Annotated in this window: 21 protein-coding genes; 8 read left to right on the top strand and 13 right to left on the bottom strand. The window is 74.2% G+C overall.

Annotation, left to right across the window (positions count from 1 at the left end):
• Positions 1-336: 336 nt before the first annotated feature.
• The 3 genes from NF338_RS14790 to NF338_RS14780 form a co-directional block, all read right to left on the bottom strand.
• Positions 337-885, bottom strand: a complete 549-nt coding sequence (locus NF338_RS14790) for a CinA family protein (protein WP_264031488.1) — start codon at positions 883-885, stop codon at positions 337-339.
• Complete coding sequence (gene pgsA / locus NF338_RS14785) at positions 882-1,511, bottom strand: CDP-diacylglycerol--glycerol-3-phosphate 3-phosphatidyltransferase (RefSeq protein ID WP_264031487.1); 630 nt, start codon at positions 1,509-1,511, stop codon at positions 882-884. Before pgsA ends, NF338_RS14790 begins: the two co-directional genes overlap by 4 nt.
• A gap of 62 nt (positions 1,512-1,573) precedes the next feature.
• Positions 1,574-4,408, bottom strand: a complete 2,835-nt coding sequence (locus tag NF338_RS14780) for a DNA translocase FtsK (protein WP_264031486.1) — start codon at positions 4,406-4,408, stop codon at positions 1,574-1,576.
• Between the two features lie 144 nt (positions 4,409-4,552).
• Here NF338_RS14780 and NF338_RS14775 point away from each other — a divergent pair, with 144 nt between their 5' ends.
• On the top strand, positions 4,553-5,464 hold the full coding sequence (locus tag NF338_RS14775; protein ID WP_264031485.1) for an MBL fold metallo-hydrolase: 912 nt from the start codon (positions 4,553-4,555) through the stop codon (positions 5,462-5,464).
• Between the two features lie 71 nt (positions 5,465-5,535).
• Here the strand turns inward: NF338_RS14775 and NF338_RS14770 are convergent, their stop codons facing one another.
• Both NF338_RS14770 and NF338_RS14765 read right to left on the bottom strand, forming a co-directional pair.
• Positions 5,536-5,901, bottom strand: coding sequence for an immunity 51 family protein (locus tag NF338_RS14770; protein WP_264031484.1), 366 nt, complete (start codon positions 5,899-5,901; stop codon positions 5,536-5,538).
• A gap of 97 nt (positions 5,902-5,998) precedes the next feature.
• Complete coding sequence (locus tag NF338_RS14765) at positions 5,999-6,409, bottom strand: hypothetical protein (protein ID WP_264031483.1); 411 nt, start codon at positions 6,407-6,409, stop codon at positions 5,999-6,001.
• A 108-nt stretch (positions 6,410-6,517) separates the two neighbouring features.
• Here NF338_RS14765 and NF338_RS14760 point away from each other — a divergent pair, with 108 nt between their 5' ends.
• A complete protein-coding gene (locus NF338_RS14760; RefSeq protein WP_264031481.1) occupies positions 6,518-7,105 on the top strand; it encodes a TetR/AcrR family transcriptional regulator in 588 nt (195 codons plus the stop codon).
• 135 nt (positions 7,106-7,240) lie between these two features.
• Here NF338_RS14760 and NF338_RS14755 read toward each other — a convergent pair whose 3' ends face one another.
• Both NF338_RS14755 and dapA read right to left on the bottom strand, forming a co-directional pair.
• Positions 7,241-8,926 (bottom strand): ribonuclease J, encoded by a 1,686-nt coding sequence (locus NF338_RS14755; protein WP_047234710.1) that lies wholly within the window; start codon positions 8,924-8,926, stop codon positions 7,241-7,243.
• A 50-nt stretch (positions 8,927-8,976) separates the two neighbouring features.
• Positions 8,977-9,921: a 4-hydroxy-tetrahydrodipicolinate synthase gene (dapA, locus tag NF338_RS14750; protein ID WP_204541119.1), complete on the bottom strand. Its 945-nt coding sequence runs from the start codon at positions 9,919-9,921 to the stop codon at positions 8,977-8,979.
• Between the two features lie 114 nt (positions 9,922-10,035).
• Here dapA and NF338_RS14745 point away from each other — a divergent pair, with 114 nt between their 5' ends.
• The 6 genes from NF338_RS14745 to NF338_RS14720 all read left to right on the top strand — a co-directional run bounded on the left by NF338_RS14745 (position 10,036) and on the right by NF338_RS14720 (position 14,521).
• Positions 10,036-11,520, top strand: coding sequence for an NAD-dependent succinate-semialdehyde dehydrogenase (locus tag NF338_RS14745; RefSeq protein WP_087471767.1), 1,485 nt, complete (start codon positions 10,036-10,038; stop codon positions 11,518-11,520).
• Positions 11,521-11,633: 113 nt separating this feature from the next.
• A complete protein-coding gene (locus NF338_RS14740; RefSeq protein ID WP_264031479.1) occupies positions 11,634-12,293 on the top strand; it encodes a TIGR00645 family protein in 660 nt (219 codons plus the stop codon).
• Positions 12,290-13,114 carry an AzlC family ABC transporter permease gene (locus NF338_RS14735; RefSeq protein ID WP_264031478.1) on the top strand — a complete coding sequence of 275 codons (825 nt, stop codon included), beginning with the start codon at positions 12,290-12,292 and terminating at the stop codon, positions 13,112-13,114. Before NF338_RS14740 ends, NF338_RS14735 begins: the two co-directional genes overlap by 4 nt.
• The gene (locus NF338_RS14730; RefSeq protein ID WP_264031477.1) at positions 13,111-13,431 is read left to right on the top strand and encodes an AzlD domain-containing protein; all 321 of its coding nucleotides are present in this window, start codon (positions 13,111-13,113) and stop codon (positions 13,429-13,431) included. Before NF338_RS14735 ends, NF338_RS14730 begins: the two co-directional genes overlap by 4 nt.
• Positions 13,432-13,472: 41 nt before the next feature.
• Entirely contained in the window at positions 13,473-13,982 is a 510-nt protein-coding gene (locus NF338_RS14725; protein ID WP_264031476.1) for a GNAT family N-acetyltransferase, read from the top strand.
• An 80-nt stretch (positions 13,983-14,062) separates the two neighbouring features.
• Positions 14,063-14,521, top strand: coding sequence for a hypothetical protein (locus NF338_RS14720; protein WP_264031475.1), 459 nt, complete (start codon positions 14,063-14,065; stop codon positions 14,519-14,521).
• 73 nt (positions 14,522-14,594) lie between these two features.
• Here NF338_RS14720 and NF338_RS14715 read toward each other — a convergent pair whose 3' ends face one another.
• From NF338_RS14715 to NF338_RS14690, 6 genes are all read right to left on the bottom strand, one after another.
• Entirely contained in the window at positions 14,595-15,029 is a 435-nt protein-coding gene (locus NF338_RS14715; protein WP_264031576.1) for a hypothetical protein, read from the bottom strand.
• Between the two features lie 104 nt (positions 15,030-15,133).
• Positions 15,134-15,889, bottom strand: coding sequence for a 4-hydroxy-tetrahydrodipicolinate reductase (gene dapB, locus NF338_RS14710; RefSeq protein WP_264031575.1), 756 nt, complete (start codon positions 15,887-15,889; stop codon positions 15,134-15,136).
• A 207-nt stretch (positions 15,890-16,096) separates the two neighbouring features.
• Positions 16,097-17,428, bottom strand: a complete 1,332-nt coding sequence (locus NF338_RS14705; RefSeq protein WP_264031474.1) for a M16 family metallopeptidase — start codon at positions 17,426-17,428, stop codon at positions 16,097-16,099.
• 1 nt (position 17,429) lies between these two features.
• Entirely contained in the window at positions 17,430-19,655 is a 2,226-nt protein-coding gene (locus NF338_RS14700) for a polyribonucleotide nucleotidyltransferase (RefSeq protein ID WP_053371618.1), read from the bottom strand.
• A gap of 314 nt (positions 19,656-19,969) precedes the next feature.
• Positions 19,970-20,239, bottom strand: coding sequence for a 30S ribosomal protein S15 (rpsO, locus tag NF338_RS14695; RefSeq protein ID WP_021479897.1), 270 nt, complete (start codon positions 20,237-20,239; stop codon positions 19,970-19,972).
• Positions 20,240-20,444: 205 nt separating this feature from the next.
• Complete coding sequence (locus tag NF338_RS14690) at positions 20,445-22,415, bottom strand: peroxidase family protein (protein ID WP_264031473.1); 1,971 nt, start codon at positions 22,413-22,415, stop codon at positions 20,445-20,447.
• Between the last annotated feature and the right edge of the window lie 223 nt (positions 22,416-22,638).

The following is a 22,638-nucleotide window of genomic DNA, read 5'->3' as shown; positions in this document are numbered from 1 at the left end:
TGCGCCCCCGGGAGCCGGTGAGGCCCCCACCGGGGTGCGCGAACTGCTCGTGCCGGTCTTCCTGTTCACTGCCCCGCGTGACGGGGTCGTCCTACCGTACCCCGCCCGCGGTCCGCTCACGTCTCCGTTTCGGCGTGCCGGACCGGCCGTCGGCGCGTTGTCCGTGCGGCCCACCGGTCGGTTGACGGTCCTGTTGGCGATCACGTGCTGTGCAACGTCCCGACGTGGGGCCTTGTTCCCGCGCCCCGCCGCCCGGCGAACCCCCCGCGGCACGTTCACGACCTCTCCACGCGCGCCGCGGGCCCGGGGTCGGCAGGCGTCTCTGACGACCGCGGTTCACCCGCGGATTTCACCCCGCCGGTCCTCGAGAGGCTGTTCCTCGGCCACCGCGCGCGCGAGGTCGACCGCCGCCGCGACCGTCCCGGCCCGGACCGTCGCGCGCTCGCCGCCGAGGTGCAGCCGCCGCACCTGCGTCCCCCGCGGCCCGCTGGCGGCGACGAACACCGTGCCCGGCGGCTGGCCGTCCTGCGGGTCCGGTCCCGCGACGCCCGTGGTCGCGACCCCGACGTCCGCGCCGAGCACCTCCCGCACCCGCTCCGCCATCTGGCGCGCGACGTCCGGGTGGACGGCCCCGTGGGCGGCGAGGAGGTCGCCGTCGACCCCGAGCACCGACCGCTTGACGTCCGTCGCGTACGCGACGACGGCGCCACGGAGCACGCGCGACGCGCCCGGGACGTCGACGATCGTCGCGGAGAGCAGGCCACCCGTGAGCGACTCGGCGGTCGCGAGGGTCCACCCGCGCGCCTCGAGCGCGGCGAGGAGGCCGACGACGTCCGGTCGGGCGACCGGGGTCCCCGCACCGGCGTCGCGCGCCGCCCCCGTCACGACGCCGAGGCGGTGTCCGGCGTCGCCCCGCGCTCGGCGAGGCGGGCCGCGCGGATCGCGTCGCGCCGCAGCCGCCAGCCCTGGTAGGCGTACTCCACCCCCGTCACGACGGTGACGAGGATCGCCGCGGCGAGCACCACCCACGCGACGACGCCGATCCACGCGGGCAGGTGCGCCAGCGGCAGGAGGAAGAGCGTGATCGCGACCGTCTGGAGCACCGTCTTGAGCTTGCCGCCGCGGGACGCGGGCATGACCGCGTACTTGAGGACCGCGAACCGCAGGAGCGTGACGCCGAGCTCGCGCGCGAGCACGACCACGGGCACCCACCAGGGCAGCTCGCCGAGCGGCCACGCGAGCAGGACCAGCGCGGTGCCGACGAGCAGCTTGTCCGCGATCGGGTCGAGCAGCTTGCCGAGGTCCGTGACGAGGTCGTACTTGCGCGCCAGGTAGCCGTCCAGGCGGTCCGACGTCGCGGCGAGGACGAAGATCCCCGTCGCGACCAGCCGCCACGTGACGGACTCCCCGCCGTCGACGAGCAGCGCCCACGCGAAGAACGGGACGAGCAGGATCCTCGCCATGGTGACGAGGTTCGCGGAGTTCCACGGCGAGGGGACGGCAGTGACCACGTCACCAGCCTAGGGGGTCGCCCGGGGTGCCCCGTCCGCGGCCCGCCCCCGCGGTCGCTTGCTCAGCGCCAGCCCGACTCCACGTCGGCCCCGTCGTGGTAGTCCGTCGCCACCGGCGGCATGTGCCCGTCGGTGCCCTCGCCGTAGTCGTGCCCCGCGCGCCCACCGGGGGCGGCGGAGGGCGCGGAAGCCTGCCCGTCGAAGACCTCCTGCGCCGGCTCACCCCGGATCAGCGCGAGCGCGGACGGCAGCTCCTCCGGCGTCACGAGCACCTCGCGGGCCTTGGACCCCTCGGACGGGCCGACGATCTCGCGCGACTCGAGGAGGTCCATGAGGCGACCCGCCTTGGCGAACCCGACGCGCAGCTTGCGCTGGAGCATCGACGTCGAGCCGAACTGCGAGGTCACGACCAGCTCCGTCGCCTGCAGGAGCAGGTCGAGGTCGTCGCCGATGTCCTCGTCGACCTGCTTCTTCGTGACGGACTGAGCCACGTCCTCGCGGTAGACCGGCTTGAGCTGGCCCTTGACGTGCTCGACGACCGAGTGCACCTCGGACTCCGAGACCCACGCGCCCTGGACGCGCATGGGCTTCGCGGCGCCCATCGGGAGGAACAGCGCGTCACCCTGGCCGATGAGCTTCTCGGCGCCCGGCTGGTCGAGCACGACGCGCGAGTCCGCGAGCGAGGAGGTCGCGAACGCGAGGCGCGACGGCACGTTGGCCTTGATGAGGCCCGTGACGACGTCGACCGACGGCCGCTGCGTCGCGAGCACGAGGTGGATCCCCGCGGCGCGCGCGAGCTGCGTGATGCGCTGGATCGACGCCTCGACGTCGCGCGGGGCGACCATCATGAGGTCCGCGAGCTCGTCGACGACCACGAGCAGGTACGGGTACGGCGCGATCTTGCGCTCCGAGCCCGGCAGCGGCTTGACCTTGCCCGAGCGCACGGCGGCGTTGAAGTCGTCGATGTGCTTGTACCCGAACGCGGCGAGGTCGTCGTACCGCGCGTCCATCTCCCGCACGACCCAGTCGAGGGCCTCCGCGGCCTTCTTCGGGTTCGTGATGATGGGCGTGATGAGGTGCGGGATCCCCTCGTAGATCGTCAGCTCGACGCGCTTCGGGTCCACGAGCACGAGGCGCACCTGCTCGGGCGTCGAGCGCATGAGGATCGACGTGATCATGGAGTTGATGAAGCTCGACTTGCCGGCGCCCGTCGCGCCCGCGACGAGGATGTGCGGCATCTTCGCGAGGTTCGCGACGACGTAGCCGCCCTCGACGTCCTTGCCCACCCCCATGACCATGGGGTGCTCGGTCCGGCGCGCCGCCGACGACCGCAGCACGTCGCCGAGCACGACCGTCTCGCGGTCGGTGTTGGGGATCTCGATGCCGATCGCCGACTTGCCGGGGATCGGCGCGAGGATGCGCACGTCCGCGCTCGCGACCGCGTAGGCGATGTTGTTCGAGAGCGACGTGATGCGCTCGACCTTGACCTTGGGTCCGACCTCGACCTCGTAGCGCGTGACCGTCGGGCCGCGCGTGAAGCCGGTGACCTTCGCGTCGACCTCGAACTGCTCGAACGTCTGGGTGAGCGCCTCCACGACGCGGTCGTTCGCCGCCGACCGGACCTTGTGCGGCGCCCCCTTGACCAGGGAGTCCTCGTTGGGCAGGAGGTAGACGGTGTCGCCCTCGAGCATCGGCTGCACCCCGCGCGGCAGCGGGCTGCTCGGCGGGGGCGGCGGGACGCTGCCCACGCCGTCGGCGGGGTCGGGCGCGACGGCACCCATCGCGGCCGCCGCGGTGTCCTGCGCGGTGCCCTGCCCGACGGCGGGGACGGCCTCGGTCGGCGCGGTGCCGGGCGCCGGGTCGTCGCCGCGGCGCTTCCTGCCGCGCCCTCGCGGGGAGTCCTCCTCGTAGTCGAGGAACGCCGCGGTCTCGAACGCCTCGTCGCCTGAGAAGCCGCCCTCGGGCTTCTCGATCTCGGCCGCCTCCGCGGCGCGCTGCGCCTTGGTCTTCCGGGGCTTGCGGGGACGACGACCGGCCGGGACGTCGGAGCCGTCGTGGCGCGAGACGCCCTCCGCGAGCGCGAGACCGTCGGCGTCCAGCTCCGCGTCGTCCGTGCGGTGGTTACCGGTGAGCACGTCGTAGAGGCCGCGCAGCCGGCTGGGGATCCGGTGCACCGGCGTCGCGGTGACGACCAGCAGCCCGAAGAACCCGAGCAGCAGGAAGATGGGCACCGCGAACCAGGGCGTCAGCCCCGTCGTCACGGGCGTCGCGGCGAGGTAGCCGACGATCCCGCCCGCGTCCTGCACGGCCTCGAAGCCGTCGCGCGGGGCGGGAAGGTCCTCGGAGATGTGCACGAGCGAGCACACCGACACGACGATGAGGGTCAGCCCGATCGCGACCCGCGAGTTCGCCTGGGCGCGCTCGGGGTGGCGCATGATGCGCACGGCGAGCCAGAGCAGCAGGACGGGCACGGCGACGCCCGCGAGGCCGAACGTGCCCGCGACGATGCCGTGGACGACCAGGCCGAACGTGCCCTGGATGCCCCACCACTCGCGGGCCGCGACGACGACCGCGAGGCCGATGAGGAAGAACGCGACGCCGTCGCGCCGGTGTGCCGGGTCCAGCTCTCTTGCTCCCTTTCCGATGGTGCGCACGAGCGCTCCCACGCCGTGCGCCGCGCCGAGCCAGACCGCCCGCACCGCGCGGACGGGCCACGGCGGCCCCGAAGCAGGTCGCCGGGCGGGCCGGCGCGAGCCGGAGGAGGTGGACCGCCCGCGACCCGTACCGGCGCGCGACGTGCCGCGGGCCGAGGACGAACCGCCGCGCGCCGAGGTACGGGGCGCTGGCGTGCGGTTGCTCGCGGTCCGACGTGCCTGCGGGGACGTGCGGGTCGCCATAGTGGTCCTAACCTACCTGCGGGGGACGACACGGACGCGGACCCGGCGGCGCGTGTCCCGGGCGGGCTGGGGCGGGGCGGCCCGCGACCCCGCGATCGACGACCCGTGGACGACGACCCGTGAACGACGAGGACCGGAGGACCCGTGCACGAGCCCACCCACGCCGAGCAGCGCGACGAACCGAGCGGCGGCCCGGCCGACCCGGGCCTCGCCACGCCGCCCGGGGCGACGACCGCGCCGCGAACGCGCGACCTCGTCGAGGTGGTCCCCGGGGTCTGGGTCGCGACGGCCGAGATCTGGACGACGACGTCCACCGTCGTCACCACGCCGGACGGCGAGGCGCTGGTGGTCGACCCGGCGGTCACGGTCGCGGAGGTCGGCGGGCTCGCCGCCGCCGTTCGGGCGCGCGGCTGGCGCGTGACCGCCGGGTTCGCGACGCATCCGCACTGGGACCACGTGCTGTGGTCGCCCGCGCTCGGCGACGCGCCCCGCTGGGCGACAGCCCGCACCGCCGAGGCGACGCAGCGGCGGCGGGTCGCGATCCTCGCGTCGACCGAGGCCGCAGCGCCCGGCCACGACCCTGCGCTCGTGGGCACGCTGGCCCCGCTCCCCCGCGGCGCACGCCGGGTCCCCTGGCCCGCCGCTGCGCCGACCGGCCCACGGACGGTCGCCGTCGTCGAGCACGACGCCCACGCGCCGGGCCACGCCGCGCTCCTGGTGCGCACGCCGGACGGGCGCGTGCTCGTGGCGGGCGACATGCTCTCCGACGTCGAGGTGCCCCTCGTCGACACCGATGCCCGCGACCCCGTCGGGGTCTACCGGGGTGCGCTCGACGCGCTCGAGCTCGCCGCGCGCGACGTGGACGCGCTCGTCCCGGGTCACGGGAGTCCCGCCGTCGGCCGTGCCGCGGTCTCCGCGCGGTTCGCGGCCGACCGTGCCTACCTCGACGCGCTGGACGCCGCTCTCCGCGGCGGCACCCTGCCCGACGACCGCCGGCTCACGGGTTACGTCGCCGAGTGGCACGGCGAGCAGCTCGAGGCGCTGCGCTCGCGCTGAAGCCGCTCTGCCCCTCCCACGGACGGTGCGAGCCCCGACCCGGAGCGCCGCCGATGCAGGGTCGCCGAGCCTCAGTCGTCGAGCCCGAGCTCCACGGACCGGGCGAGCGCGGCGTCGAGCGCCTGCTCGTCGGTGACCAGGCGGTGCAGGTGCCGTGCCGCGGCGTGCAGGGCGTCGAGGTCCGACCCGTACACGCTCACCATGCCGCCCTCGGGGTCGAACCCGACCGCGTCGAGGACGGTCGGCTCGTGGTCGGTCAGCGTGGCCTGGAGCGCGCCGGAGAAGTCGTACCCGGATCCCTCGACGCCGTGCCGCTCGAGGGCACCCTTGTGCTGGTGCCACTCCGGGCCGCCGGGCGAGTAGATGATGCTCCACCCCTGGGACAGGGTCACGAGGCGGACGGGGTCGAGCGGGGCGAAGTCCTCGGCGTTCGTCATGCGGGAACCGTAGCGGCGACCACCCACGACGCCGCGGCGCACGCTCAGAGCACGTCCGGAGCGCGCCCGGCGCACCAGGCGAGCCCGGACCGCCGCGTCACCCGAGGAAGAGCCCGAACGCGAGCGTCACGACGCCCGCGGCGAGGACCACGCCGCCGGCGGGGAGCAGCACGACCGCCCGGTTCGGCGCCTCGCGCCCCGAGCCCACCGCGGAGAGGAAGAACCCGGCGGGCAGGAGGATGGCGGCGACGAGGACCCCGGTGGCCGCGAGCCACCGCCAGAAGCCCGTGAGGTCGGTGGCCTCCGCGAGCAGCAGGCACACGAGCCCCAGGATGACGAGAACGCCCGCGTGCGCGTGCCCGGCGCGGAAGAACGACGTCTGGAAGCCCGTCGCCGGCACGCGCCGTGTGACGACCTTGACGAGGAACGCGCCGCCGGACTCGATGCCGACGACCGTGAGGAGGACGACGCCCGCGGCGATGCGGGCGGCGTCGGTGAGCTCGAGCACGGGACCTCCTGGGCTGGCGGGACGCTCGGCGCACGGCACGCCGCGGTTTACGAACACTGTTATAGAACAGCGTTCGCAAACCGGTGTCAAGCCCTCTAGACTCGATGCGTGGCACGGCCCCGACTGCACGACGACGCCCTGCGCGACCGCCTCCTCGACGTGGCGTCGCGCGCCATCTCCGAGCACGGCGAGAGCGCGGTGACGGTGCGGTCGGTCGCGACGGCGGCGGGTACGAGCCCGTCCGCGGTGTACGCGCTCTTCGGCAGCCGCGACGACCTCGTCGCCGCCGTGTCAGCCGAGGGCTTCCGGCGCTTCGGCGCCCACCTCGCGGCCGTCGTCCGCACAGACGACCCGGGCGCGGACCTCGCCGCCCTCGGCGGCGCGTACCGTGCCTTCGCGCTCGCGGACCCGCACTTCTACGCGGTCATGTTCGCCCGCGGCGTGCGGCCCGGCGCGGAGCGCCCCCGCGCCGTCGAGGAGGCGACCTTCCTCGTGCTGCGCGACGCCGTCGCGCGCCTCGTGCCCGACGCGGCAGCCGCCGACGACGTCGCCCTCGGGCTGTGGGGCCTCGTGCACGGCCTGGTCTCGCTCGAGCTCGCCGGCCTCGTCCCGGGCGACGACACGGAGCGCACCGCACGCTACGGCGCGACCCTCGCCGCCGTCGGCCCCGGGCTGGTCCGTCGCACCGGGACGTGACGGCCGCCCGCCCGGTCGCACGGGCCCTTCCCGAGACGTGAGAAGTGGCCCCCGCCAGACCGGCGGCAGGGGCCACTTCTCGCTTCTCGAGCCGGCGGATCCCCCTGAGGGGTCCGCCGGCGCGGACGTCGTCGGTCAGGCCTCGACGACCACCGGGACGATCATCGGGCGGCGCCGCAGGCGGTTGGAGACCCACCGCCCGATCACGCGGCGCATGACCTGCTGGAGCTGGTGCGTGTCGGTCGCGCCGCCGGCGATCGCGTCCTCGAGCGCCTTGACGACCTCCGGCTGGATGTCCTGGAAGACCTTGTCGTCCTCGGCGAACCCGCGCGCGAGGATCTGCGGCCCGGCGAGCACCTTGCCGGTCGCGGAGTCCACGACCGCGAAGACGGACACGAAGCCCTCCTCGCCGAGGATGCGCCGGTCCTTGAGCTCGGCGTCGGTGATCTCGCCGACGCTCGACCCGTCGACGTACACGTACCCGCACGGGACCGCGCCGACGACCGACGCCTTGCCGTCGACGAGGTCGACGACGACGCCGTCCTCCGCCAGCACGACCCGGTCGGCGGGCACGCCCGTGCGGACCGCGAGCGCCCCGTTGGCGACGAGGTGGCGGACCTCGCCGTGCACCGGCATGACGTTCTTGGGCTTGAGCACGTTGTAGCAGTAGAGGAGCTCGCCCGCGCTCGCGTGCCCGGACACGTGCACCTTGGCGTTGCCGCCGTGCACGACGCGCGCGCCGAGGCGCGTGAGCCCGTTGATGATGCGGAACACGGCGTTCTCGTTGCCCGGGATGAGCGACGACGCGAGGATCACCGTGTCGCCGTGGCCGACCTGGACCTTGTGGTCGCCGTTGGCCATGCGCGACAGCGCCGCCATGGGCTCGCCCTGGGAACCGGTGCACATGAGCACGATCTCGTCGTCGCGCAGGGAGTCGACCTTCTTGAGGTCGATGAGCACGCCCTCGGGCACGTGGAGGTACCCGAGCTCGGCCGCGATCGTCATGTTGCGGACCATCGAGCGCCCGACGAGCGCGACGCGGCGCCCGTGGTGGTGCGCGGCGTTGAGGACCTGCTGCACGCGGTGCACGTGCGAGGAGAACGACGCGACGATGATGCGCTTCTCCGACGCGGCGAAGACGTTGTCGAGCACCGGGCCGATCTCGACCTCGGGCGTGACGAACCCGGGGACCTCGGCGTTGGTCGAGTCGACCATGAACAGGTCGACGCCCTGCTCGCCGAGCCGCGCGAACGCGCGCAGGTCCGTGATGCGCCCGTCGAGCGGGAGCTGGTCCATCTTGAAGTCGCCCGTGTGCAGCACGGTCCCGGCACCGGTCGTCACCGCGACCGCGAGCGCGTCGGGGATCGAGTGGTTGACGGCGACGAACTCGCAGCGGAACACGCCGAGCTGCTCGACCTGGCCCTCCTTGACCGCGAGGGTCACGGGCGAGATGCGGTGCTCCTTGAGCTTCGCCTCGACGAACGCGAGCGTGAGCTGCGACCCGACGAGCGGGATGTCGCGGCGCAGGCGCAGCAGGTACGGGACGGCGCCGATGTGGTCCTCGTGGCCGTGCGTGAGGACGATCGCCTCGATGTCGTCCAGCCGGTCCGCGATGTAGTCGAAGTCCGGGAGGATGAGGTCGACGCCGGGCTGGTTGTCCTCGGGGAAGAGGACGCCGCAGTCGATGACGAGCAGGCGCCCGTCGTACTCGAGGACGGCCATGTTGCGGCCGACCTCCCCGAGCCCGCCGAGGGCGACGATGCGCAGCCCTCCGGTGGGGAGCTCGGGAGGCAGGGAGAGTTCGGGGTGGGGATGGCTCACGGGGCCTCCTGTCGTGGCTGAGCCGGGGGTTTCGAGGGCTCCTGCCCTCGCTAGTTCGTGGGTGCGGCAGCGCCTGCCGCGGTGGTCGCGCCGGCGAGCACGCCCGCGGCGGCGAGGGCGTCGCGCACGAGCGCGACGTCGTCCTCGGTCGCCGCGACGTTCGGCAGGCGCAGGAACCGGTTGTCGGTGAGGCCGAGCAGCTCGACGGCGGCCTTGGCCATGACGGCCTGGAATCCCGCGCCGTTGAGCGCGTCGATGACGGGCGTGGTGGTGAGGAAGACGTCGAGCGCGCCCGCGTGGTCGCCCGCGTCGAAGCGGCGCACGACCTCGGCGAACGGCCCGGCCACCGCGTGCCCGGAGACGGAGACGATGCCGGCCGCGCCGTGCGCGAGGAACGGGAGCAGCAGGCCGTCGTCGCCGCTGTAGAACGCGAGCCCGGTCGCGGCGGCGAGCTTGGCGGCGGCGTACACGTCGCCCGTCGCGTCCTTGCTCGCGACGACCCGGTCGTGCGCCGCGAGCCGCGCGTACGTCGCGGGCGCGATCCGCACGCCCGTGCGTCCGGGGACGTCGTAGAGCATGACGGGCAGGTCGGTCGCGTCGGCGATCGCCGTCACGTGCCGGTACACGCCCTCCTGGCTGGGGCGCGAGTAGTAGGGCGAGACGACGAGGAGCCCGTCGGCCCCTGCCTCGGCCGCCTGCTCCGCCATGCGCAGCGCGTGGTCGGTGTCGTTGGAGCCGGCACCGGCGACGACCGCCGCGCGGTCGCCGACCGCATCGACGACGACGCGCACGAGGTCCTGCTTCTCCGGCGCGTGCGTGGTGGGCGACTCGCCCGTCGTGCCGCTCAGCACCAGGCCGTCGTTCCCGTCGTCCACCAGGCGCTTCGCGAGCCGGGCCGCCGCCGCGAGGTCGACGGCGCCGTCCGGCGTCATCGGGGTGACCATGGCCGTGAGGACGGCACCGAACGGGCGCGCGGGGGTGGCGGGAAGGACCATGTGCACAAACTACCGTGCGGCGGGTCCCCGCACCGCGCCCGTCCAGGCGCGGGGGCGCCCCGCGCGACCACCGCCCGGGTGCGTCCCCGCGACCCCGAGGGCGATACTCGGAGCATGTCCCGCCCTGCCTCGACGTCGAACCTCTCCCCCGCGCTCGTCGCGCACGTGCCCACGGGGCTGCTCGTCGACGGGCACTGGGGACCGGCCGAGGGCGGCCGGACGTTCGAGGTCGAGGACCCGGCCACGGAGGAGTCCCTCTTCGACGTCGCCGACGCGAGCCCCGCCGACGCGCTGCGCGCCCTCGACGCCGCGCACCGGGCCGCGCCCGCGTGGCGCGCCACGCCCCCGCGCGAGCGGGGCGAGGTGCTGCGCGCCGTCTACGACCGGGTCGTCGCGCGCGCCGACGACGTCGCCGCGCTCATCACGGCCGAGTGCGGCAAGCCGCTCGCCGAGGCGCGCGCCGAGGTGCTCTACGGCGCCGACTTCCTGCGCTGGTACGCCGAGCAGGCGGTGCGGGCCGAGGGCCTCGCCCGCACGGCCCCGGCCGGGGGCAACCGGCAGCTCGTCTTCCGCCGGCCCGTGGGTCCGGCGCTGCTCGTCACCCCGTGGAACTTCCCCATCGCGATGGCGACGCGCAAGATCGGGCCGGCGCTCGCCGCGGGCTGCACCGTCGTGATCAAACCTGCCCGGCTCACGCCGCTGACGACGGCGCTCGTCGCCGAGGTCATCCGGTCCGAGCTCGCGGACCGCGGGCTGCCGACCGGCGTCGTCAACGTCGTCCCGTCGTCGCGCGCCGCGGACGTCACCGAGCCGCTCCTCGCCGACGAGCGCCTGCGCAAGCTGTCGTTCACGGGCTCCACGGCCGTCGGTCGCACGCTGCTCGAGAAGGCGGCGCCCCAGGTGCTCCGGACCTCGATGGAGCTCGGCGGCAACGCGCCGTTCCTCGTGTTCGCCGACGCGGACCTCGACGCCGCGGTCGAGGGCGCGCTCGTCGCGAAGCTGCGCAACGCGGGCCAGTCGTGCGTCGCGGCCAACCGGTTCCTCGTGCACGACGCCGTCGCGCGCGAGTTCGCCCAGCGGCTCGCCACCGCGTTCGAGCGCCTGCGCGTCGGCCCGGGCGCGCAGGACGGGACGCAGGTCGGCCCGCTCATCGAGGCGAAGGCCGTGGACAAGGTCGCCGAGCTCGTCGACGCCGCGTCCGACGGCGGCGCCCAGGTCCTCACGGGCGCCGACCGGCCGCGGTCCACGGGGTACTTCTACGCCCCGACCGTCCTGTCCGGCGTCGACCCGGACGCGCGCGTCGTCACCGAGGAGATCTTCGGGCCCGTGGCACCGGTCGTCGCGTTCGGCGACGACGACGAGGGCCTCGCGCTCGCGAACGCCACCGAGTACGGCCTCGCCGCCTACGCGTACACGTCCTCGCTCGACCGCGCCGTGCGCGTGTCCGAGGAGGTCGAGGCCGGGATGATCGGCATCAACCGCGGCCTGGTCTCCGACGCGAGCGCGCCGTTCGGCGGGGTCAAGCAGTCGGGCCTGGGCCGCGAGGGCGGCGAGGCGGGTCTCGAGGAGTACCTCGAGACCGTGTACGTCGCGCTCTGAGCCGCGACGTGCGCGACGGCACGCGCGGTTGGCGTGATGCCCGACGACGTGCCGACACCCCGCGTTGGTAGCCTGACGCTCCCCCGCCACCGACTCCCGGAGAGCCCACGCCCGTGCCCTCGTCGCCCGCGCTGACCACCAGCCCGAACACCCCTGCCCCGAACGCCCGCGTCACGGCCGTCGGCTACATGATCTTCGCGTCCCGTTGGCTCCAGGCCCCGCTCTACTTCGGCCTCATCGTCGCCCAGGTCGTCTACGTCTGGCAGTTCCTCAAGGAGCTCTGGCACCTCATCGTCGGCGGTTTCACGGGCGAGGTGTCGGCGATGAACGCGGACACGCACCAGCTCGAGACGCACACGTACGGTGCTGAGGAGATCATGCTGGCCGTCCTCGGCCTCGTCGACGTCGTCATGATCTCGAACCTGCTCATCATGGTGATCGTCGGCGGCTACGAGACGTTCGTGTCGCGCATCCGGCTCGACAACCACCCCGACCAGCCGGAGTGGCTGAGCCACGTCAACGCGAACGTGCTCAAGACCAAGCTCGCGATGTCGATCATCGGCATCTCCTCGATCCACCTGCTGCGCACGTTCATCGAGTCGTCGAGCAACCGCATCACGTCCGAGACCATGCTGTGGCAGACGATCATCCACCTCGCGTTCGTCGTCTCGGCGCTCGCGCTCGCGGCCATCGACCGCATGTCCCTCACCGCGCACCAGCGCGCCGCCAACGCCGCCGCGGCGGGCGAGGGCCCGGCCGACCCGCACGCATGAGCCGGCCCGACGACGTCCCGCGCCCCGGCGCCGAGCCCGACGCCCCGGCGTCGCTCGACGCCGAGGTGACGGACGCCGTCGAGCACGCCGTCGAGGACGAGGTCCGCGCCGCGGTCCGCCAGGCCGTGTCGGTGTCCGTCGCCACGGGTCTGTACGGCATCTCGTTCGGGGCGCTGTCCGTGGTCGCGGGCCTCGACGTCGCGCAGACCATGGCGCTGAGCCTGCTCATGTTCTCGGGCGGGTCGCAGTTCGCGCTCATCGGCGTGGTCGGCGCGGGCGGCGCCCCGGGTGCCGCGATCGCCACCGCGGGCTTCCTCGGGGTCCGCAACGCCCTCTACGGGGCGCAGCTCGGCCCCCTGCTCGCGCTGCGCTCGTGGCACAAGGTGGTCGCGGCGCAGTTCACGATCGACGAGTCGACCGCGGTCGCGACCGCCCAGCGCTCGCGCCGCGCCGTCCGGGCCGGGTTCTGGTGGACGGGCGTCGGGATCTTCGTGCTCTGGAACGCCATGACGCTCGTCGGGGCGCTCGCGGGCGACGCGCTCGGCGACCCGCGCGCGTGGGGCCTCGACGCGGCCGCGGCCGCCGCGTTCCTGGCTCTCCTGTGGCCCCGCCTCGCGGCGCGCGCGATGCAGCTGGCCGCGGCGGCGGCCGTCCTCGTCGCGGTCCTGCTCATCCCGGTCGCGCCGGGCGGCGTGCCGGTGCTCGCAGCCGCCGCCGTCGCGATCGTCATCGGGCAGGTGGACGCGCGGCGCCGGCGCGGCCCGTCGGGCGGGTCGTCGGTACCGCCTGCCGACGGGCGCCCCGGGAAGGAGTCGTCATGACGTCAGCGACCGTCTGGGTCGTCGTGCTGGTGGCGTCCGCCGTGTGCTTCGCGCTCAAGCTCGCCGGGCACCTCGTGCCCGAGCACTGGCTCGCCGACGAGCGCGTCGCGCGCACGGCGGCGCTCGTGACCGCCGCGCTCCTCGCCGCGCTCGTCGCGGTGCAGACGGTCGGCGACGGGCAGGCACTGGTCGTGGACGCGCGCCTGCCCGCGCTCGGCGTGGCCGCCGTCGCGCTCGCGCTGCGCGCGCCGTTCATCGTCGTCGTGGTCCTCGCCGCCGCCACGGCCGCGGGTCTGCGTGCCCTCGGCTGGGGATGATCCCGGCTGGAGGGACCCCCGAGGTCTCGTAGGGTGAACCCGTGAGCCTCTTCCGCGAGACAGCCGACGTCTCGGTCCGCCCTGCCGTCCCCGGCGACGACGTCGCGATGACCGCGATCCAGGTGGGCGCGTGGCGCTCGTCGCACGACGAGGTCCTCGGCGAGGACGTGCTCGACGCCCTCGACACCGTGCGGATGCGCGAGCAGTGGGCCGCCGCGATCTCCTCGCCCCCCGGCCCGGGCTTCGGCGTGCTCGTCGCGTGCGCCGGGGCCGACGTCGTCGGGTTCGCCGCCGTGGCCCCCGGCCAGGTCCTCGCGCTCGAGGTCGAGCCGCGCCACCAGCGCGGCGGGCACGGGTCGCGCCTGCTCGCCGCGGCGGTCGACCGGCTGCGCCGCGACGGCGCGGAGGAGGTCGTCACGTGGGTGCTCGACGGCGACACCGCGCGCGAGACCTTCCTCGCCGGAGCCGGGCTCGGTCCCGACGGGCGGACGCGCACCCTCGCGACCGGGGTGCGGGACGTCGTCGAGCGCCGCTGGGCCGCCGAGATCTGAGGGGTGGCGCGACGGTTCGTCACGCACCCGTGACACCGCCGTGACCCGTTCGGGTGCGTGACCTGCGAGGATCGACCGCCATGGGCATCCTCACCGACTACTTCTCCGCACCCGACGACGCGCAGGCCGGGAGCGCGGCACGTACGGGCCCCAGCAGCCCCGACCCGCTGACGAACCAGCCGGTGTTCCCCACGGTCGAGCTCAAGGGCATCGACCCGTTCGTCGTGCTGGGCACGCTCGCAGGCCTCCTCACGGACCGACCGTACGCCGAGGCGAAGAGCGACCTCCGGCACGGGGAGCTCGTCGCGAGCGCGGGAGACGAGGGCCCGTGGGTCGTCGCGGTCACCGCGGAGCTCGTCACGGTGCTCGCCGCGGCGACCCCGACCGACCTCGACGCCGTCGCCGTGCGCTGGGCCGCGACCGAGGAGCTGGAAGGCTCCGACCCCGCCGACCTGGCCGACGCCCTGCGCCGGCTCGCGAGGCTGTGCGTCCAGGCGGACGACGCGGGCCACCGGCTCTACTGCTGGACCAGCCTCTGACCCGCCGACGCGCTCCACCAGGCGTGAGGCGCTCCAGCAGGCGGGCTACCTCGTGCGTGGTGGACCGCCCCGGTCAGCGACGGGCACGGTAGAGCGCCGCGGCCTTGCGCAGCGCCTCGCGCGCCCGACGGCGGTCGCGCGCCGCGTCATAGGCGAACGCCAGGTGGTACCACGCCTCCCAGCTCTGCGGATCGGCGTCGACCGCGTCGCGGTAGGGCCCGAACGCCGCGTCCGCGGCCTCCCGGTCGATCCGGCCGCCCGGCGAGCGGGGCAGGTCGTCGACCGGCAGGCGGCCTCGGGCGGCAAGATCGTCCGCCATGCGCTGCACGGTCCCGGCGAGCAGGAACTCGCGACCCACGAGCCCGACCACGAGCAGCGGCAGGACGAGCACACCCGCACCGATCACCATCGCGACGGGCTCGCCCGTGCCGATCAGCGCCGCGGCACGCCCCGCCACCTGCCACACGTAGAGCGCGAGCAGGAGCGTCACGAGCCCCGCGCCGACGATCGCCTTCCAGGGCCGGGCGGCGCGCGACCGTCCGGTCGTCCCCTCCGGACGGCCGTCGTCGCTGCCGCCGTCGGCGTCAGGACCGACCGGACCGCCGGGCGCGCTCACGCCAGGTCCAGCACGTTCTCGAGCCCGACGGTCAGGCCTGGTCGGCCGCCGACCTCGCGGACGGCGAGCAGGACGCCGGGCATGAAGGAGACGCGGTCGAACGAGTCCTGCCGGATGACGAGCTGCTCGCCCGCGTTGCCGAACAAGATCTCCTCGTGCGCGACGAGGCCGCGCAGGCGCACGGCGTGCACGCGCACGCCGTCGACGTCGGCACCGCGCGCCTCCCAGCCCGCCTCCGTCGCGTCAGGGCTCGCCGCGACGCCCGCGTCGGCGCGCGCCGCAGCGATCGCCGCGGCGGTGTGCCGGGCGGTGCCCGACGGCGCGTCGACCTTGTCCGGGTGGTGGAGCTCGATCACCTCGGCCGACTCGAAGTACCGCGCGGCCTTGGCAGCGAACGTCATCGCGAGGACGGCCGACAGGCCGAAGTTCGGTGCGATGAGCACGCCGAGTCCCGGTGCACCGGCCGCGGCGGCGCGCCCGAGGTGCGCGACGACGCGCCCGCGGCTCTCCTCCGTCCAGCCCGTCGTCCCGACGACGGCGTGCACGCCCGCGTCGATCAGCGCGTGGACGTTCGCCTCGGTCGCGGACGGGACGGTGAAGTCGACGGCGACGTCCGCGCCGCCGAGCGTCGCGGCCGCGACCTCGTCGCCCGCGTCGAGGCGTGCGACGAGCTCGAGGTCCGCCGCGCCCTCGACGGCCGCGCAGACGGTCGCGCCCATCCGCCCGGCGGCACCGAGGACGGCGACCCGCAGCGGGCGACCGGGCTCCTTGCCGGGGGCGGTCGGGGCGGGATCGGGCGCGGGGATGCTCTGGTCGCTCACGCCCGTCACCCTATCGCCGGTGCGCGGGCGGACCGGCGCCGCGTCCGCCTCGCCGGGCAGTGGGCCTGCCCACAGCACGACGGCGGCCGCCCTCCGCGCAGGAGGACGGCCGTCGCGAGACGCCGTGGCAGGCGAGGGTCAGCCGCCGAACGGTCCGACGCGCACGACGGACCGCGGCCGCGAGGCGAGCTCGCCGGCCAGCTTCTGCACGTCGTCGGCCGTGACCGAGCGGACCGCGTCGAGCGACTCCTCGACGCTCAGGAGCTCGCCGTAGACGAGCTCGGCCTTGCCGAGCCTGCTCATGCGCGAGCCGGAGTCCTCGAGGCCGAGCACCATGCCGCCGGAGAGCTGGCCGATGCTGCGGTCGAGCTCCGCGCCGGTGATGCCGCCGTCCGCGAGCCGGTCGAGCTCGGAGTGGAGCAGGGCCGTGACCTCGTCGACCTTCGACGGCGCGCACCCGGCGTAGAGACCGAACGTGCCGATGCCGCCGTGACCGGAGGCGAACGAGTACGTCGAGTACGCGAGACCGCGCTTCTCGCGGATCTCCTGGAACAGGCGCGAGCTCATGCCGCCGCCCAGCACCGCGCTCAGCACGGAGAGCGTGAAGCGGCGGTCGTCCGTCGCCGACAGGCCGGTGCCGCCGATGACGACGTTCGCCTGCTCGACGGCCCGGTGGACCGACAGCTCGACGCCCGCCGCCCCGACGCCCGCCAGGGCGGGATCGGCCGGGTCGCGTCGGGCGCGCGGCGCGGCGGCCGCGTCGAGCGGCCAGCCGCCGTCGAGCAGCGCCTGACCCACCTGGGCGACCAGCGTGTCGTGGTCGACCCCGCCCGCCGCCGCGACGACGAGCGTCTCGGGGCGGTAGTGCCAGCGGTAGTGCTCCCAGACGGCGTCGCGCGGGACCGCGTTGATCGTGTCCGGGGTGCCGCCGATGGGCCGGCCGAGGGCGTGGCCCCCGAGGACCGCGGCGGCGAACTCCTCGTGCACGACGTCCGACGGGTCGTCGTCGTTCATCGCGAGCTCTTCGAGGATCACGCCGCGCTCGGTCTCGAGCTCGTCGGGGTCCAGGCGCGCGGACGTCACCATGTCGGCGATGACGTCGACCGCCATGGGCAGGTCGGCGTCGAGCACGCGCGCGTAGTAGCACGTGTGCTCCTTGCCGGTCGCGGCGTTGGCCTCGCCGCCGACGGCGTCGAAGGCCTCGGCGATGTCCATCGCCGACCGGCGCGCGGTGCCCTTGAACAGCAGGTGCTCGAGGAAGTGCGTCGAGCCGAAGTGGCCGTCGGTCTCGTCGCGCGAGCCGACGCCGACCCACGCGCCCATCGTCGCCGAGCGCAGGCCCGGCATGGACTCGGTGAGCACGCGGACCCCGCCGGGCAGGACGGAGCGACGGATCGTCGCGCCGTCCTGCCCGGCGGTCAGCTCGGCCCCGGCGTCACCCGCCGGGACGAGCGGGAGGTCCCAGGGCACGTCAGGCGTCCGCGCCCTCGGTCGCGGGAGCGTCGGCCGGAGCCTCCTCCTCGACCACGGCGTGCAGCGAGAGCTTGCCGCGCGGGTCGATCTCGCCGATCTCGACCTGGACCTTCTGGCCGATGGACAGCACGTCCTCGACGTTCTCGACGCGCTTGCCACCCACGAGCTTGCGGATCTGGCTGATGTGCAGCAGACCGTCCTTGCCCGGGGAGAGCGAGATGAACGCGCCGAACGACGTCGTCTTGACGACCGTGCCGACGAAGCGCTCGCCGATCTCCGGGACGTGCGGGTTGGCGATCGCGTTGATCGCCGCGCGGGCGGCCTCGGCCGACGGGCCGTCGGTGGCACCGATGTACACGGTGCCGTCGTCCTCGATGGAGATGTCCGCGCCCGTCTCCTCCTGGATCTGGTTGATCATCTTGCCCTTGGGGCCGATGACCTCGCCGATCTTGTCGACCGGCACCTTCACGGAGATGACGCGCGGGGCGTTCGGGGACATCTCGTCGGGCACGTCGATGGCCTCGGCGAGGACGTCGAGGATCGTCAGGCGCGCGTCGCGCGCCTGGGTCAGCGCACCGGCGAGCACCGAGGCGGGGATGCCGTCGAGCTTGGTGTCGAGCTGGATGGCCGTGACGAACTCGCGCGTGCCGGCGACCTTGAAGTCCATGTCGCCGAACGCGTCCTCGGCCCCGAGGATGTCGGTGAGCGCCGCGTAGCGGGTCTCACCGTCCACCGTGTCGGAGATGAGGCCCATCGCGATGCCCGCGACGGGGGCGCGCAGCGGCACGCCCGCGTTGAGGAGCGAGAGCGTCGAGGCGCACACGGAGCCCATCGACGTCGAGCCGTTGGAGCCGAGGGCCTCGGACACCTGGCGGATCGCGTACGGGAACTCCTCGCGGCTCGGGAGCACCGGCACGAGGGCACGCTCGGCGAGCGCACCGTGGCCGATCTCGCGGCGCTTCGGGCTGCCCACGCGGCCGGTCTCGCCGGTCGAGTAGGGCGGGAAGTTGTAGTTGTGCATGTAGCGCTTGCGCGTCTCCGGACCGAGCGAGTCGATCTGCTGCTCCATGCGGAGCATGTTCAGCGTGGTGACGCCCATGATCTGGGTCTCGCCACGCTCGAAGAGCGCGGAGCCGTGCACGCGCGGGAGCACCTCGACCTCGGCCGAGAGGGTGCGGATGTCCGCGAGCCCACGGCCGTCGATGCGCACGCCCTCGGTGAGCACGCGCTGGCGCACGAGCTTCTTCTGGAGCGAGCGGTACGCGGCGGAGAGCTCCTTCTCGCGGCCGTCGAACCCGGCCTGGAGCTTGCCGACCATCTCGTTCTTGATCTCGTCGAGACGGTTCTCGCGGTCCTGCTTGTCCGCGATGGCGAGCGCGGCGCGCAGGTCCGTGGAGACCTCGGCCTCGACCGCGGCGAACGCGTCGTCCTGGTAGTCCAGGAAGACCGGGTACTCCTTGACCGGCTTCGCAGCCTGGGCCGCGAGCGCCGACTGCGCGTCGCACAGGGCCTTGATGAACGGCTTGGCCGCCTCGATGCCCTCGGCGACGACCTCCTCGGTCGGCGCGCCGACGCCCTCGTCCTTGACGAGGCCCCAGGCACCGTCGGTGGCCTCGGCCTCGATCATCGCGATCGCCACGTCGTCGCCGACGACACGGCCGGCCACGACCATGTCGAAGACCGCGCGCTCCTTGTCGGAGTACTTGGGGAACGCGACCCACTGGCCGTCGACCAGCGCGATGCGGACCGCGCCGACCGGGCCGGAGAACGGCAGGCCGGAGATCTGCGTCGACGCCGAGGCGGCGTTGATCGCGAGCGTGTCGTACGCGTCGTCCGGGTGGAGCGCGAGGACCGTGATGACGACCTGGACCTCGTTGCGCAGGCCCTTGACGAACAGCGGGCGCAGCGGGCGGTCGATGAGGCGGCACGCGAGGATCGCGTCCGTCGAGGGGCGGCCCTCGCGGCGGAAGAACGAGCCGGGGATACGGCCCGCGGCGTACATGCGCTCCTCGACGTCCACCGTCAGCGGGAAGAAGTCGAACTGGTCCTTGGGGTGCTTGCCGGCCGTCGTGGCCGACAGGAGCATGGTCTCGTCGTCGAGGTACGCGGCGACGGAGCCGGCGGCCTGACGGGCGAGGCGCCCGGTCTCGAACCGGACGGTGCGGGTGCCGAAGCGACCGTTGTCGATCGTGGCCTCGGCGAACTGGATCTCGGGACCCTCCACGGGTGCCCTCCCTTTCTCGAAGCGCCGCCCGGGTAGCCCCTGTCGAGGGTTCCGGTCCGCGCCCCGGCGCGCGTGGCGCGGGGGCTCCGGTCGCACTCGACGCTCGGCGGTCTTCGATCGAGGTCCACGGCGGTTCCCGCGCGATCACGTCCGGAGACGAGACCGCGGGGGTCCGTGAGCCACTACCGAGGACCGAACGAGAGGCCGGCGGCGCGGTGGGTGGTGTGCGGCTGGGTGGTGCTCAGCCGAGGTGTGACGGGTACATCACACCAGACCAGCCCGGTCCCCGCAGGGACCGGGCTGGCGGAGTCGTGTCAGCGACGCAGACCGAGGCGCTCGATGAGGCTGCGGTAGCGGTTGATGTCGACCTTCTGCAGGTAGCCGAGGAGGCGACGGCGCTGGCCGACGAGGAGGAGCAGACCACGACGGCTGTGGTGGTCGTGCTTGTGCTCCTTGAGGTGCTCGGTGAGGTCCTTGATGCGCTGCGTGAGGAGCGCGACCTGGACCTCGGGCGAACCGGTGTCGCCCTCGCTCGTCGCGTACTCGGTCATGATGCGCTGCTTCGTGGCAGTGTCGAGCGGCACGGTTCTCCTTCGGGTTCGTTGCGCGGTGCGCCGGGACGGTTCTCCCGGGGCTCTCTGGATCCGCGGCCGGTCAGACGGCGCATCCATCTTACCAGGTGGACGCGCCGCCTCGTCCCGGTCGCGGTCCGCGTGATCCCCACGTGACCCCGGCGTGGCTCTCGTGCCGCTCCCGCCGCGGATCCCGTGGGCTCACGGCGGCCGCGCGTCAGGCGGCGCCGTCGTGTCCCGCCGTCCCGTCGCCGCGGAACCTGCCCGCCGCGTCGGGCAGCACGCCGGCGAACCGGAGCAGGTCCGGCAGGGTGAGGACGAGGGACCCGTCCTCGAAGTGCACGCCCTGCGCCGGCGTCCAGTGGTTGCTCGCCCGGACGTAGGACGTGTCGTCCTGGCGCAGCAGGTACACGAACGTCTCCGCGAGCACGCGGCTGCCGACCTCGCCGAGGAAGCTCCCGTTGCCCTGGAGCTCGGCCTCCTTGAGGACGTAGTACCACAGCGGGGTGCCGCCGTGGTCGCCGTCGCGCAGGGCCGCGAGCGCCTGCTTCACGTCGTCGCCCGCCCGGTCCTCGAGCTGGACCGGGGTGAGCGGGGTGACGCCGAGCGCCGTGGCGACGGCCTCGCCCGTGGGCAGCGCGAGCATGTAGCCGCGCAGCAGGTTGCGCTGCGCGAGCTGCTTCTGCAGCGCGCTGGCCACGAGCTGGGCCGGCGTGTGCGCGGGCGGCTCGGGCGGCAGGTTCCCCTCCTTGACGAGGTCGCCGAGGCTCGGCGCGAGGAACGTGTCGATCTTCTCCGCGGCCCGGAAGGGCGAGGGGTCGCCCTTGTCCACGAAGCGGGCCCACTCGATCGGCCAGTTGGACGGCAGCGCGGGGTCGCCCGCCGGCCCGGCACGCAGGCTGCCGCCGCTGCCCGTGAACTGGAAGAGCTGGACCAGGCTCGCGTTCCGGGGCGGCGGCCCGGTGAAGTTGACGTTGTAGTCGTACGAGTCGCGGATCATCGAGTGCCCGAACCGGAACGCCGCGACGGCGAACTCGAGGGGCATCGAGATCGGGTAGCGGGGACGGAAGAACGACGTGTCGCGCAGGAGCGTCGCGTCGAGCACCCCCGGCTTGGTGAGGGTGCGCAGGTAGTCGTTGACCACGAGCCACTGGTAGTGCCAGCGCACGAGCTGGCTCGCGCGCTCGAAGACGCCGCGCTCCCCGCCCGTGAGCCGCGTCCACGGCTCGACGTCGTCCACCCAGTCCACGACGGCGTTGTGGAAGCGGATCATCGCGAGGTGGAGCTGGGCCACGACGAGGTTCTCGTCGTTGCGCCCGTCCGGGACGAGCGGTGCCCCCTGCGCGTCGCGCGGCAGGTCGCGCTGGGCGTCGCCGCCGGGCTCGACGAGCGAGAAGGACGGCCCGCCCGGGATCACGAGCGGCTCGGTGGAGATGCGCCCGAGCCGGAGCTTGGCGGACCCCGGGACGTAGGACGCCTCGCTGCGGGTGGTCCGGTAGCCGCGCTCCCCCGCGAACACCGGGCCGCTGCCGTACAACGAGTCGAGGTTGAGCGCGGGGTGCCGCCCGTTGTGGAGCGAACGGACGACGACCCGCGGCGCGAAGACCTGGAACGGGACGGCGTCGACGTCGCCGAGGGCCTGGTCGCCGTCGCGGCCGGACGCCGTGTCCGGGCCGTTCGTGTTGAGCGTGATGTCGTGGTCGATGAACTGGCCCCAGTACGTGTACACCGCCGGGACGTGGGAGTTGAGGTCCCGTGGTGGCTGTCCGGGCACCGCGACCGGCCGGGCGACCATCGATGCGCCGAGCGCTTTCAGCGCCTCGACCGTGGACGTCGTCGCCCCGTCGCCCACCGGCAGGTGGAAGGCGGGAAAGCTCTCCGCGAGCTCCGGGAACAGGTAGTCGAACGCGGTCGTGGAGTCGTAGCGGTGGAGCGCGTGGTCCCGCGCGACCGCGGCCTCCGCCGCGGGCAGGAGCGGGGCGTTCGACTCCGCGGGGTCCACGTCCGCGTGCGCGTCCTGATCGGGCACGGCGTCGTCGGGCGCGACGGCCGAGCCGTGACCGACGCTCCGGACGGTCCGGCCGACCGGGGTGGACGCCTGGTCGACCGCGTCGGGGGCGACGTCGTCGACCACCGTCTCGGCGATGGTGCCTGCGCCGGGTGGCGCCGCGTGCTGCTGAGCCTCCATGGCTCTGCCTCTCTGTGGGAGGTCGTCGTGCGGCCCGCGCGGCGGGCCGCCGTGCGCCCCCGCCGGCGGCGAGCGCTCGCGCAGGGGCGTGTGCGACCGCCCCCTGGACTGCGGCCCGGGGATCACGCGGCCGCGACGGACGCCGTGCACGACGGCGCCGCTCACCCGGAGGGAGGGTGCCGCGCGCGGTCCCGTGACACGCGGGGGCGCGACGCGGGCGAAG

The sequence above is a fragment of the Cellulosimicrobium sp. SH8 genome (assembly GCF_025818875.1).
GTDB classification, from domain to species: Bacteria; Actinomycetota; Actinomycetes; order Actinomycetales; family Cellulomonadaceae; genus Cellulosimicrobium; species Cellulosimicrobium cellulans_D.
Note: the sequence above shows the minus strand (reverse complement) of the source record. Positions and strands in the feature narration are given on the sequence as shown.